The sequence below is a fragment of the Streptomyces sp. NPDC127197 genome, assembly GCF_042672405.1.
Lineage (GTDB): Bacteria > Actinomycetota > Actinomycetes > Streptomycetales > Streptomycetaceae > Streptomyces > Streptomyces flavusporus.
Genome location: NZ_JBHXVG010000040.1, coordinates 1 through 13,202 on the forward strand (window position 1 = coordinate 1; position 13,202 = coordinate 13,202).

General features: G+C 71.5%; 8 protein-coding genes. 1 reads left to right on the forward strand and 7 read right to left on the reverse strand.

The window, feature by feature from the left end; translation table 11 throughout:
* Both ACFVJQ_RS37390 and ACFVJQ_RS37395 read right to left on the reverse strand, forming a co-directional pair.
* A partial coding sequence (locus tag ACFVJQ_RS37390) for a maltotransferase domain-containing protein (protein WP_385790150.1) occupies nucleotides 1-482 on the reverse strand: 482 nt, incomplete at its 3' end.
* Between the two features lie 216 nt (nucleotides 483-698).
* On the reverse strand, nucleotides 699-1,901 hold the full coding sequence (locus ACFVJQ_RS37395; RefSeq protein WP_385790152.1) for a S8 family peptidase: 1,203 nt from the start codon (nucleotides 1,899-1,901) through the stop codon (nucleotides 699-701).
* Between the two features lie 320 nt (nucleotides 1,902-2,221).
* Here ACFVJQ_RS37395 and ACFVJQ_RS37400 point away from each other — a divergent pair, with 320 nt between their 5' ends.
* On the forward strand, nucleotides 2,222-4,840 hold the full coding sequence (locus tag ACFVJQ_RS37400; protein ID WP_385790154.1) for a glycosyltransferase family 1 protein: 2,619 nt from the start codon (nucleotides 2,222-2,224) through the stop codon (nucleotides 4,838-4,840).
* Between the two features lie 125 nt (nucleotides 4,841-4,965).
* On the opposite strand, the gene ACFVJQ_RS37405 is transcribed toward ACFVJQ_RS37400, so the two are convergent.
* The 5 genes from ACFVJQ_RS37405 to ACFVJQ_RS37425 form a co-directional block, all read right to left on the reverse strand.
* Entirely contained in the window at nucleotides 4,966-5,469 is a 504-nt protein-coding gene (locus ACFVJQ_RS37405; RefSeq protein ID WP_385513628.1) for a DUF1990 family protein, read from the reverse strand.
* Nucleotides 5,470-5,549: 80 nt separating this feature from the next.
* Nucleotides 5,550-7,202 carry a M4 family metallopeptidase gene (locus tag ACFVJQ_RS37410; protein WP_385790156.1) on the reverse strand — a complete coding sequence of 551 codons (1,653 nt, stop codon included), beginning with the start codon at nucleotides 7,200-7,202 and terminating at the stop codon, nucleotides 5,550-5,552.
* Nucleotides 7,203-7,410: 208 nt separating this feature from the next.
* The gene (locus tag ACFVJQ_RS37415; protein ID WP_385790158.1) at nucleotides 7,411-9,471 is read right to left on the reverse strand and encodes a M4 family metallopeptidase; all 2,061 of its coding nucleotides are present in this window, start codon (nucleotides 9,469-9,471) and stop codon (nucleotides 7,411-7,413) included.
* Between the two features lie 252 nt (nucleotides 9,472-9,723).
* Nucleotides 9,724-11,481 carry an ABC transporter ATP-binding protein gene (locus tag ACFVJQ_RS37420; RefSeq protein ID WP_385513631.1) on the reverse strand — a complete coding sequence of 586 codons (1,758 nt, stop codon included), beginning with the start codon at nucleotides 11,479-11,481 and terminating at the stop codon, nucleotides 9,724-9,726.
* On the reverse strand, nucleotides 11,478-13,184 hold the full coding sequence (locus ACFVJQ_RS37425; protein WP_385790160.1) for an ABC transporter transmembrane domain-containing protein: 1,707 nt from the start codon (nucleotides 13,182-13,184) through the stop codon (nucleotides 11,478-11,480). The genes ACFVJQ_RS37420 and ACFVJQ_RS37425 overlap by 4 nt, the downstream gene beginning before the upstream one ends.
* Between the last annotated feature and the right edge of the window lie 18 nt (nucleotides 13,185-13,202).

Below are 13,202 nucleotides of genomic sequence, written 5' to 3' on the forward strand. Positions count from 1 at the left end.
ACCAGGCCGGTGTCGATCCCGGCCGGGACCTTGATCCGGGCGGTCCGGCGCCAGGTGGTGACCGGGTCGCCCCACGCCTCCACGGTGTACGTCCACAGGCCGGGATCACCGGCGGTGACGGTGGCGCCCCAGCGGTCCGTGCCGGGGGCGAGTTCACGCATCGGTGTCCACGGGCCGGGGCGGCCGTCCGGGTCCTTCAATACGAGATTGGCCGATACGGCGTCATGGCCCTCCCGGAAGACGGTCGCCGAGACCTCGAACGTCTCCCCGGTCACCGCCTTCGCGGGCCGTCGCCCGTGCTGGACGATCGGGCGGACGTCGAGGACGGGTATGCGCCCGACGGTGGTCGCGTCGCCCACGGAGGCCGGCTCCGGGACCGGTCGGCCGGTGTCGACGGGGCGCACGGGTTGTGCCTCGGGGCTTTCGGGGCTGCTTTCGGGGCTCGATGTCAGGGGTGCTGACGAGTGGTGCGTGGCGGGCATCACCGCTCCTGTCCGCGTCAACGTGGGTGGGCGGATGGCTGTGGGGAGGTGGGTCGTGCGGGATGTGCCGGTGGGGGCGTACCGCAGGAGCCTTCCCACCCTGTTCGGGTGGGCAATCCGGCACTTTGTTAACTACTCACGCGTATGTCTACGCACAAGACCGGCCCCGTTCGAGACGAACGGGGCCGATACTGGCGTCACGGCTGGAATGTGACGCTACGACCGCGGTACCTGGAGAAGTTTGTTCGGTGAACCCAGGCCGCGACCGGAGACCTTGCCGGAAACCGCCCCCGCCACAAGCGCCTTGGAAACCTGCGCCGGTGTGGACTTCGGATGGCCGGCCAGATACAGCGCGGCCACGCCCGCGGCGTGCGGCGACGCCATCGACGTACCGGAGAAGGTCGCCGTGCCGGTGTTGCTCTTGTGGGACGCGGAGGTGATCGCCACGCCCGGGGCGAACAGGTCCAGTGCGGAGCCGTAGTTCGAGAAGGACGCCCGGGCGTCCGTGCGGCTCGTGGCGCCGACGGTGATCGCCTGCTGTACGCCCGCGGGGGAGTACAGGCCGGCCGGGAGGCCGTCGTTGCCCGCCGCGACGGTGTACGTGACACCCGACGCGATGGACGTGCGTACGGCGGCGTCCAGTTGGGCGTTGTAGAAGCCGCCCAGGCTGAGATTGGCGACAGCCGGTTTGCGGGCGTGCCTGGTCACCCAGTCGATACCGGCGATGACCTGCGCGGTCGTACCGGAACCGGCGTTGTCCAGTACCCGCACGGCGACGACCTTGGCCTTCTTGGCGACACCGAAGCTCTTGCCGGCGACCGTCGCGGCGACATGCGTGCCGTGTCCGTTGCCGTCCCCGGCGGACCTGTCGCCGCCGACGAAGTCCCAGCCGTAACCGGCCCGGCCGCCGAAGTCCTTGTGGGAGATGCGGATGCCGGTGTCGATCACGTACACCGTCACCCCGCTGCCCGCCGACTCCGGCCAGGTGTAGCTCTTGTCCAGCGGCAGGTTGGGCTGGTCGATGCGGTCCAGGCCCCAGGACGGCGGGTTCTTCTGGGTGTGGTCGGCGACCACACGGGTGTCCTGGGTGACGGAGGCGACGCGCGGGTCGGCTGCGAGCCGCTTCGCCTGTCTCTCGCCGGCCCGCACCGCGTAGCCGTTCAGGACCGTGCCGTACGTGTGGCTGATTCTCGCCCCGTACTTCTCGGCGATGCCCTTCCCGGCCGCCGACGGAGCCTTCGTTCCCCCCTTCAGCGTCACCAGGTAGCTGCCGCTGACGGCGCCGGGTTCTCCGGCGCCGAGTATCCGCCCCTCCGGCGCGGCCTGCGCGGGCGGAACGGTGGCCGAAAACACCGCGGCACATGTCACCGCGGTGAGGCCACCCGCCCAGCGCAGACGCCGTGTTCGCGTCCGTGCCATGGTCCGAGTTCCCCTCCTCGACTCGGCGTACGGCAACCGCCGACGACCGCGTGCACCCGCTCACCGGCCGGTACGCCGGTTGGCAGCCTCTCGTGCCGGGTGAAGCGCCACAAGGAGGCCTGTGGGGGCGGAATCGGCCATATCGGCCATGGGGATGAGTAAAGGTTGCGGCGGATTTCGGTCGGCTTGGGGCATGACCGGCCCGACCCGAGCCGGTGCGCCAGGAGTCGGCCACGGCGACGCCGGGTAACCACTACCGTCGATATGACTACGGGACGCACACCGTTGTGCGTCCTTCCGCACGCACGACGAGGTGGAATGTGAAGGCGATCCGTCGATTCACGGTCCGACCCGTTCTCCCCGACCCCCTCCGCCCGCTGAGCGACCTGGCACGCAATCTGCGCTGGTCCTGGCACACGGAGACACGCGATCTGTTCCAGTCCGTCGATCCGGAGCGGTGGGCCGCATCGGGCGCCGATCCCGTACGGCTCCTCGGCAGCGTGCCGCCCGAGCGGCTGGCCGAGCTGGCCGAGGACCGCCGTTTCCTGCGCCGCCTCACCACGGTGGCCGACGATCTCCACGACTACGTCACCGGCGACCGCTGGTACCAGACACAGTCCGGTGAACTCCCCGCCGCCGTCGCCTACTTCTCACCCGAGTTCGGCATCACCGCCGCTCTGCCCCAGTACTCCGGCGGCCTGGGCATCCTGGCCGGCGACCACCTGAAGGCGGCCAGCGACCTCGGCGTACCGCTGATCGGGGTCGGGCTGCTCTACCGGCACGGCTACTTCCGCCAGACCCTCTCCCGGGACGGCTGGCAGCAGGAGCACTACCCCGTCCTCGACCCCAACGAGCTGCCGGTGGCCCTGCTCAAGGAGCCCGACGGCACCCCCGCCCAGGTCACCCTCGCCCTGCCCGGCGGCAGATTCCTGCGCGCCCGGATCTGGCTGGCCCAGGTCGGCCGGGTCCCGCTGCTGATGCTCGACTCGGACATCGAGGAGAACGACCTCGGCGAACGCGGCGTGACCGACCGGCTCTACGGCGGCGGCAGCGAGCACCGGCTGCTCCAGGAGATGCTGCTCGGCATAGGAGGGGTCCGGGCGGTACGGACGTACTGCCGGCTCACCGGCCACCCCGAGCCCGAGGTCTTCCACACCAACGAGGGCCACGCCGGCTTCCTCGGCCTGGAGCGGATCGCCGAACTCTCCGATGTCGGGCTGGAGTTCGACTCGGCGCTGGAAGCGGTCCGCGCGGGTACCGTCTTCACCACCCACACCCCCGTCCCGGCCGGCATCGACCGCTTCGACCGCGAACTCGTCGCCCGCCACTTCGGCCCCGACGCCGAACTCCCGCGCATCGACGTCGAACGCATCCTCCAGCTCGGCATGGAGACCTACCCCGGCGGCGAACCCAACCTCTTCAACATGGCCGTGATGGGCCTGCGCCTGGCCCAGCGCGCCAACGGGGTCTCCCTGCTGCACGGCAACGTCAGCCGGGAGATGTTCTCCGGACTGTGGCCGGGATTCGACCCCGACGAGGTGCCGATCACCTCCGTCACCAACGGCGTGCACGCCCCGACCTGGATCGCCCCCGAGGTGTTCCAGCTCGGCGCCCGGCAGATCGGCGTCGAGCGTGCCGAGGACGCCTTCAGCGACGGCGGTTCGGACCGCTGGGACGCTGTCGCGGACATCCCCGACCAGGACATCTGGGAGCTGCGCCGCACCCTGCGCGAGCAGCTCGTGACGGAGGTACGGGAACGGCTGCGCGCCTCCTGGCGGCAACGCGGCGCGGGCACGGCCGAGCTGGGCTGGATCGACGGCGTGCTCGACCCGGACGTCCTGACGATCGGCTTCGCCCGCCGCGTCCCGTCGTACAAGCGCCTGACGCTGATGCTGCGCGACCGCGACCGCCTGATGGACCTGCTGCTGCACCCGGAACGCCCGGTCCAGATCGTGGTGGCCGGCAAGGCACACCCCGCGGACGACGGCGGCAAGCGGCTCATCCAGGAACTCGTCCGCTTCGCCGACGACCCGCGCGTACGCCACCGGATCGTCTTCCTGCCCGACTACGGCATGGCGATGGCGCAGAAGCTCTACCCCGGCTGCGACATCTGGCTGAACAACCCGCTGCGCCCGCTGGAGGCCTGCGGCACGTCGGGCATGAAGGCGGCCCTCAACGGCTGCCTGAACCTCTCCGTCCTCGACGGCTGGTGGGACGAGTGGTTCCAGCCCGACTTCGGCTGGGCCATCCCGACCGCGGACGGCGTCGGTACCGACCCGGACCGTCGCGACGACATCGAGGCGTCCGCCCTCTACGACCTGCTCGAACAGCGGATCACCCCGCGCTTCTACGAGCGTGGCCCGGCCGGCCTGCCCGACCGCTGGATCGAGATGGTCCGCCAGACGCTCACCCTGCTCGGCCCCAAGGTGCTGGCCGGCCGCATGGTCCGCGAGTACGTCGAGCGCCTGTACGCGCCCGCAGCCCGCGCCCACCGCGCCATGGACCCGGACGCGGCGCGCGAACTCGCCGAGTGGAAGGCCCGGTTGCGCAGGTCCTGGCACGCGGTGCGGGTCGACCACGTCGAAACGTCCGCCACCACGGCAACGGCCGAGCTGGGCACGACCCTCACCCTCCGCGTCCGCGTCGCCCTGGGCGACCTGGCCCTCGACGACATCGAGGTCCAGGCCGTCTCCGGCCGCGTGGACTCCGAGGACCGCATCGCCGACGCCACGACGGTGCCGCTGAAACCGGCGGGCGGCCCCGACACGGAGGGGCGCTGGATGTACGAGGGCCCGCTGTCCCTGGACCGGACGGGGCCGTACGGCTACACGGTCCGCATCCTGCCCGCACACCGGTTGCTGGCGACGAGTGCGGAGCTGGGGCTGGTGGCGGTGCCGTCGGAGGATGTGGTGGAGGGGGCGGGGGTGTTGATGCGGTAGGGCGCGCCGAGGCGAGCGTGCGACAGCCCCGGCCGGCACGCAGGGAAGCGTGCCGGCCGAGGCTGTGTCAGGCTCGGCGGTTCAAGTGCAGCCCAGCTTGGCACCGGTCCTGTCTTACGGGTGGGTCAGTCGCTCTCCCCGCACAATCGCCGCAACACCGCCCCGCACCGCCGCGCATACGCATGCTGCAACCCCCGAGTGGCCGGACCGCCCGCTCGGGCGTACCACTTCGCCCCACGACTGAAGGCGTTCACGGTCAGCCAGACCGTGCCGTCGCCTGTCCGCTCCACCACGAACGCTTCCTCGCCGCACTCCGGATGGCCGGAAAGCGTCCCGTACGCCCAGCCCACCCGCCGGTACTCCTCCACCGTCCACACCACCCGGCACGGTGCCCTGATCACTCCGGCGAGGGTGACCGTGACGTCGACGCCAGGGGCCGCGCGGTCGGCCGACGCGTCGATGCCGACGCCCAGCGCGCGGTGCATCTCCCAGGTCATGACCGCCTCGGCGGCTCTGCGGAAGACCTCCTCGCCCTCGCCGATGCGGGTGCGCACGTGCAGGGGGTGAAAGCCGGGCGGGCAGAAGCCGCTGTCGCGGGTCGCGCCGACGTCGTCGTACGTGAAGGACATGGGGCCCAAGCGTAAGGCGGCACCCGGGGATGCCTTCGTCCCGGGTGCCGCCCCTCAGCCCTGCGTCAACAGGTCTGCGCTCAGCTCACGTTGACCGCCGACCACGCCGCCGCGACCGCGTTGTACTCCGTGCTGCCGGAGCCGTACAGATCACGCGCCGCGTTCAGGGTCGCCGTACGGGCGCCCGAGTAGCGGGTCGTCGACGTCATGTACGTGGTCAGGGCCTTGTACCAGATCTGGACGGCCTTGGCGCGGCCGATGCCGGTGACCGTGGCGCCGTTGGACGTCGGCGAGTTGTAGGTGACTCCGTTGATGGTCTTGGTGCCGCTGCCCTCCGCCAGGAGGTAGAAGAAGTGGTTCGCCGGGCCGGACGAGTAGTGGACGTCCAGGCTGCCGAGGTTCGACCGCCAGTAGTCGGCCGAGTTGCCGTCCTTGCTCGGCTGGTCCATGTAGCGCAGCGGAGTGCCGTTGCCGCGGATGTCGATCTTCTCGCCGATGAGGTAGTCACCGGGGTCGGAGGAGTTCGCCGCGTGGAACTCCACCGCCGTGCCGAGAATGTCGGAGGTGGCCTCGTTCAGGCCGCCCGACTCGCCGGAGTAGTTGAGCCCGGCCGTGTTCGACGTGACGCCGTGCGTCATCTCGTGGCCGGCCACGTCCAGGGACGTCAGCGGCTTGTTGTTGCCCTCGCCGTCCCCGTACGTCATGCAGAAGCAGCTGTCGGACCAGAACGCGTTGACGTACGCGTTGCCGTAGTGGACGCGGGAGTACGCGGCGACGCCGTCGTTCCGGATGCCGTTGCGGCCGAGGACGGTCTTGTAGAAGTCCCAGGTGACCTGGGCGCCGAAATGGGCGTCCACGGCGGCGGTCTGGGTGTGGGACGGCAATCCGGTGCCCCAGGTGTCGTCGGCGTCGGTGAACAGGGTGCCCGTACCGGAGGTGCCGCGGTTGAGGTTGTACGTCCGGTTGTTGCCGCGGGTCGGGTCGCTCAGCTGGTACGTCGACCCCGACTGCGAGGTGCCGATCGTCACCGTGCCGCTGTACTGGCTGTGGCCCGAGCCGGTCTGGATCGCCTCCCACTCGTGGAGCTGCTCGCCGGTGGTGGCGTCGGTGATGACGTGCAGTTCCTGCGGGGTGCCGTCGTGCTGGAAGCCGCCGACGACCGTCTCGTAGGCGAGTGTCGGCTTGCCCTCGGCCGCCCAGATGACCTTGCGGGGCGCGCTGTCGGCCTCCGACTTGGTGGAGCCCTCGGCCTTGGCCGCCTTCAGGGCCTGCTTCTCGGCGGTGGCTTTCGTGATGTCCGGGGTGAGACCGGCGACCTTGACGGTGGCCTTCGTCGCCCTGGTGACGCCCTCGGTCGCGCCGGAGGCCGACTCGTGGACGACGAGGTCGCCGCCGAGGACGGGGAGGCCGGCGTAGGTGCGCTCGTAGCGGGTGTGGACGGTGCCGTCGGCGTCCTTGACGACGTCCTTGACGACCAGCTTCTCGTGGGCGCCGAGGCCTATCTCGTCGGCGGTCTCGGTCGCCTCGGCCTGCTGGTCCTTGATGAGGGCGGTGCGGGCTGCGGGGGCCAGCGCGACCGGGACGGCGAGCGGGGTCGCCTTACTGCTGCTCTGCGCCGGGGCCTCGGCCGCGGAACTGCCGGTGGTCAGACCGGTGGTGAGCAGGGCTCCGGCTGCCACGGCGGTGGCGATGGCCAGAGTGGTGCGCTGGTGACGCGCGTAGAGGGGAGTCACACAAGCTCCTCTGTGGGGGATTCGATCGGTGCTGGTGCGGCGGGTGAGGGAAGAGTGGCATTCAAGGCGCGTACATGTCAGGACCCCGAGGTGATGTTGGCCGAAAGGCGACTGTCCGGTAAACGTTTCGGGAATGTGAACGAGGGCGCCGCTCCGGGGAGTTGAACCACCGGGACGGCGCCCTGTCTTCGGGGAACCGCGAACAGGCCTACGGGAACGTCAGCTTCCAGCTGTTGATGGTGCCGACGTCCTGGGCCGCCTGGTCCTGGACCCTCAACCGCCAGGTTCCGTTGGCGACTTCGGAGGACGCGTTGACCGTGTAGGTCTCGCTCACGTTGTCCGCCGAGTCGGAGGAGCTGAAGTTCTTCAGGCGGTACGCCGTCCCGTCCGGGGCCAGCAGGTCGATCACGAGGTCACCGCGCCAGGTGTGCACGATGTCGACCGCGACCTGGAGGTTGGACGGGGCGTTGCCGGTCCGCCCGGTCACGGGGATCGAGGACGTCACCGCGGCGCCGTTGTCCGGAATCGGCACGTCGGCGGTGTTCTCGAAGGACGTACCGCCGCCCCCGCCACCGCCCGGGCGGGGCCCGACCGCGACGCCCGCCCAGGCGTCCTGCACCGCCTTGTACTCGGCGCTCGTGGTGCCGTACAGCTCGCCGGCCGCCGCGAGGGTGCCGGTGCGGGCGCCCGAGTAGTTGGTCGTGGACGTGAACTTGGTGGTCAGCGCCCGGAACCAGATCTTCTCCGCCTTGTCGCGGCCGATGCCGGTGACCGGAAGGCCGTCCGAGGTGGGCGAGTTGTAGGTGACACCGTTGATGGTCTTGGTGCCGCTGCCCTCGCTCAGCAGGTAGAAGAAGTGGTTCGCGGGGCCCGACGAGTAGTGCACGTCGATCGAGCCGATGCCCGAGTACCAGCTGTCCTTCGACGCGCCGTCCTTGCTCGGCTGGTCCATGTACCGCAGCGGCGTGCCGTCGCCGTTGATGTTGATCTCCTCGCCGATGAGGTAGTCACCGACGTCGGAGGAGTTGTTCGCGTAGAACTCGACTGTCGAGCCGAAGATGTCGGAGGTGGCCTCGTTCAGGCCGCCGGACTCGCCGCTGTAGTTGAGGCCGGCCGTGTTCGAGGTGAGCCCGTGGGTCATCTCGTGCGCGGCCACGTCGATCGACGTCAGCGGGTTGGCGTTGCCCGAGCCGTCGCCGTACGTCATGCAGAAGCAGCTGTCGGACCAGAACGCGTTGACGTAGTTGTTGCCGTAGTGGACCCGGGAGTACGCGCCGACGCCGTCACCGCGGATGCCGCTGCGCCCGTGCACGTTCTTGTAGTAGTCCCAGGTCAGCGCGGCACCGTAATGCGCGTCGGCGGCCGCGGACTCCAGGTTGGACGGGCTGCCGTTGCCCCAGATGTCGTCGGAGCCGGAGAAGAGGGTGCCGGTGCCGGAGGTGCCGCGGTTCAGGTTGTAGGTCTTGTGCCCGCCGCGCGCGCCGTCCGTGAGGTTGTACGTCGACCCCGACTGCGTGGTGGTGAGGGTGACCGTGCCGCTGTACACCGTGTTGCCGGTGCCGGTCTCGATCGCCTCCCACTCGTACAGCTTCTCGCCGGTGGTGGCGTCGGTGATGACGTGCAGTTCCTGCGGGGTACCGTCGTGCTGGAAGCCGCCGACGACCGTCTCGTACGCCACGGTCGGCTTGCCGTTCGCGGCCCAGATCACCTTGCGGGGCGCCCGGTTGACGTCCGGACTCTTGGCGTCCTCCGCCTTCGCGGCGGCCAGCGCCTGCTTCTCGGCCTTGGCGGCGGGTACGGCGGCCGTGATGGTCGCCGGCTTGATGGCGGCGCGGGTCGCCTTGACTACGGCCTCGGTTTCGCCGGACTTCGCGGTCTCGACGACCAGGTCTCCGCCGAGGACGGGGAGGCCGTCGTACGTCCGCTCGTAGCGCGTGTGGACCGTGCCGTTGCCGTCCTTGACGACGTCACGGACGACCAGCTTCTCCTTGGCGCCGAGGCCCAGGTCCTTCGCGGTGTCCGCCTTGGTGGCGCTGGCCTCGCGTATCAGCTCGGCGCGCTGGGCGGGGGACAGCTTGACGGACTCGGCGCCCGGTATGACCTTGCCCGCAGCCGACGGTGCCTTCTCCGGTGCTGCGGTGGCGGCGCCCGACTGGACGGCCGCGGCGATCAGGGCGGACACGCCGACGAGGACGACGGCGGCGGTTCGGCGGGGGGTTCGACGGGGGGCGGTGTGGGAGGTGCGTCTGCGAGAGGAACTGCTTCTCAACACTGACTCCTTCTGCATGGCCGCGGATCACGCGGCCAGGGGAGATCCGGACGGCGGGTGGGCCGCCCGGGCAGAACGCGAAACCAGGTGCGGATGGCCGGGAGACAACACAGCGGCGGATCGGTGGGGTTGCTGTGAAGTGGCCGTGGGAAGCGTGGCACCGAGGAGCGCTTACTGTCAGGAGCGCGTCAAAAACTTGTCCGGAAATCGTTCGTTGTCCGGGAGTTCACGTTCGGTATACGGACTGGCGTGTTACCGGGCCGGGTCCCCGTGCCACGTCCGCCACAGCCTCGCGTATGCACCGTCCGCCGCCACCAGTTCCTCGTGCGTGCCGAGTTCGGACAGGCGTCCGGCCTCCATCACGGCCACCCGGTCCGCGTCGTGCGCGGTGTGCAGACGGTGCGCGATGGCGATCACCGTACGGCCCTCGAGCACGGCGGCCAGGGCGCGCTCGGTGTGCCGGGCGGTCGTCGGGTCGAGCAGGGCGGTGGCCTCGTCGAGGATCAGGGTGTGCGGGTCGGCCAGCACGACCCGGGCCAGGGCGAGTTGCTGGGCCTGTGAGCCATCGGTGCGCCGCCCTGCCGTACCGAGCTCGGTGTCCAGGCCGTCGGGCAGCTCGCGCACCCAGCCGTCGGCACCGACCGCGGTGAGCGCGGCCCACAACTCCTCGTCCGTCGCGGCCGGTTCGGCGATCAGGAGATTGTCGCGGACCGTGCCCAGGAACACATGGTGCTCCTGCGTGACCAGCACGACCTGGCGGCGCAGCCGCTCCGGCCCCAGACCGGCGACCGGCACCCCGCCCACCGTCACGGTGCCCGCGCCCGGCGCGTCGATGCCCGCCAGCAGCCTGCTCAGCGTGCTCTTTCCCGCGCCGGACGGACCGACGACCGCGAGCCGCTCCCCGGGCCGCACCGTCAGGTCCACCCCGCGCAGCACCTCGCCGCCGCGGTCGTAGGCGTAGTGCACGCCGGTGACGTCGATGCGGTCGTCGGCCGGGTCGGGGGAGTCGGCCGGGACCGCCCGCTCCACCCGGGCCAGGCCCTCGACGCGGGCGAAGGAGGCGCCGCTGCTCTGCAACTGCTCGATCCGGACCAGGAGCTGGTCGAGCGGTTCGGTCGACTGCCGCAGGTACAGCGCGGCCGCCACCACCGACCCCAGGCTGATCTCTCCGCCCGCGTGCAGCCAGCCGCCGAGCAGCAGCACGCCGACCACCGGGATGACGTAGGAGAAGTCCACGACGATGAAGAACGCGCAGCGCAGGAACAGCGTGTGCAGCCGGGTGCGGCGGGCCGTCTCCAGCGCGTCCCGGCTCGCGGCGGTCCGCCGCTCGCCGAGCCGGAAGGCCTCGACCGTGCGGGCGCCCGCAGCGGTCGCCGCGAGGATCTCGGCGACGTCCGACGTGGCCGCGCCCTCGGCGAGATAGGCGTCCCGGGCCCGGCGCAGATACCAGCGCGTCGAGAACCAGATGGGGGTCAGACAGAGCGCCGACAGGGCGCCGAGCAGCGGGTCGAGCACGAAGACCGCGCCGAGCAGGAACGCCGCCTGGATGAAGGCGACGAGCAGCTCGGGCCCGGCATCGCGCAGCGTGGCGCCCACGGCGGCGACGTCGGCCGTGCCCCGGGCCGTCAGATCGCCCGTCCCGGCCCGCTCCACGACGGAGGAGGGCAGCGCGAGCGCCCGGGAGACGAAGCCCTCCCGGATGCGGGCCAGCGTCCGCTCGCCGAACCGGTGCCCCACGTACCGGGCCCAGCGCGCCAGCAGCAGCTGCGCCAGTGCGCACAGCACGATGGCGAACGCCAGCCGGTCCACCACCGCGACGCCGGCCCCCGCCCGCACCTCGTCGATGATCCGGCCGAGCAGCCACGGCCCGGCCAGCCCGGCCCCGGCGGCCAGCGCGTTGAGGGCGACCGCGACGGCGAAGGCCCGCCCGTCCGCCCGGACCAGCCCCAGCGTGGCCCGCCGTACGTCGGCCCGCTCCGCGACCGGCAGCCGGCCCGGTCCCGCTGTCATCGCACCGTCTCCTCCGCGTCACGGGCCACCAGCGCCCGGTACCCGGGCTCCTCGGCCAGCAGGCTCTGATGGCTGCCGCCGGCCGCGACCTTGCCGTCGACCAGGAAGTACACGATGTCCGCGTGGTCGAGTACCAGCGGGGACGTGCTGGTGACGACGGTCGTACGGCCGTCCCGGGCCGCCCGCAGCCGCTGAGCCACCGCGGCTTCCGTGTGCGCGTCCAGCGCGGACGTCGGCTCCACGGCGAGCAGCACCTCGGGATCGGCCAGCAGCGCCCGCACCAGCCGTACGCGCTGCCGCTGCCCGCCGGAGAGGTTGCGGCCCTGCGCGTCGATCCGGGAGTCCAGCCCGTCCGGCAGGCCCTGCACGACGTCGTCGGCAACGGCCGCGTGCACGGCCCGCGCGATCGCCGCGTCGTCCCGATCCCGGCGTCCGCACACTACCTCCCGCAGTGTGCCCGCGAACAGGTCGGACTCGTGGTCCGCAACCAGGATCCGCGCCCGGACCTGCGGCAACGCGACCTCGTCGAGCCGTCTGTCACCCCAGGTCGCCGCCGAAGGGACGTACCGCCCGAGCCGGTCGACGACGGTCGCCGAGTCGGCGGGCCGCGCACCGGCCAGCGCGGTCAGCCGGCCCGGCATCACCCGGACTCCCGACTCGGGGTCGTACAGCACGGACGGCTCGGCCGGCGCATCCTCCACGCCGCTGTCCTCCAGGGGCTCCAGCCGCAGAAACCGTACGACCCGCCGCGCGGCCACCAGCCCCCGGCTGACCTGGTTGCCGAACTCCAGGAAGTACGCCACCGGCACCACCAGCACCGCCACATAGCCGTACACGGACACCAACTCGCCCACGGTGATGTCCCCCTGCGCCACCATCCGCGCCGCGAGCCAGGTCACCACGGCCAGGAACACCGTCGGCAGCCCGAGGCCCAGCGCCTGGATCCAGCTGGTCACCGCCCCGACCCGGTAGCCCTCGGCCCGCAGCCGCTGCGAGTCGCGGCGAAACGCGTCGCCGACCAGGTCCTTGCCGCCCAGTCCGCCCAGCACGCGCAGTCCGCCCGCCAGGTCGCCGATGCGCGCGGTCAGCACGCCCTGCCGCTCCCGGTAGGCCGTCTCCACGCCCTGCAACCGGCCCATCAGCGGCCCGACCAGCACGGCGATCACCGGCACGCCCAGCAGCACCACGGCCGCCAGCAGCGGCGACACGGCCAGCAGCAGCCCGGCGACCACGGCGTACGAGACGACCGCGCCCACGCCGGGCCCCACGACGGTCAGCGAGGTGCTGATGGTCTGCACGTCCCCCACACCGATCGTGACGACCTCCCCGGCCGCGACCTGCCGCCGCAGCGAGGAGCCCAGCCGCACCGCCTGCCCGACCACGACCTTGACCGTGCGGAAGTTGGCGTCCATCCGCACCCGGGTCATGATGCGGTGCCGCATGATGTCCAGCCAGGCCGTGAGCGCCCCGGCCACCAGCAGGGCGGCGGCCCAGCCGGCCAGCGCGGTCCCGTCACCGGGCTCGAGCCCGTCGTCGATCGCCCGGGACAGCAGATACGGCACCGCCGCCGCGGCCACCAGTGACACACAGCCCAGCACCGCCCCGGCGACCGACCGCCCCGGCTGGCTGCGCACCAGCCACCAGAGATACCGGCCGCCGCTCCGGCAGTCGGGTCTGCCGGGATCCTCGTACGCGTCGATCATCCGTCCCCGTCCCCGTTC

Coding starts and splice junctions, on each gene's coding strand:
- ACFVJQ_RS37425 (WP_385790160.1), bottom strand. CDS start 13,184: ATGATCGACGCGTACGAGGATCCCGGCAGACCCGACTGCCGGAGCGGC.
- ACFVJQ_RS37405 (WP_385513628.1), bottom strand. CDS start 5,469: ATGTCCTTCACGTACGACGACGTCGGCGCGACCCGCGACAGCGGCTTC.
- ACFVJQ_RS37420 (WP_385513631.1), bottom strand. CDS start 11,481: ATGACAGCGGGACCGGGCCGGCTGCCGGTCGCGGAGCGGGCCGACGTA.
- ACFVJQ_RS37395 (WP_385790152.1), bottom strand. CDS start 1,901: ATGGCACGGACGCGAACACGGCGTCTGCGCTGGGCGGGTGGCCTCACC.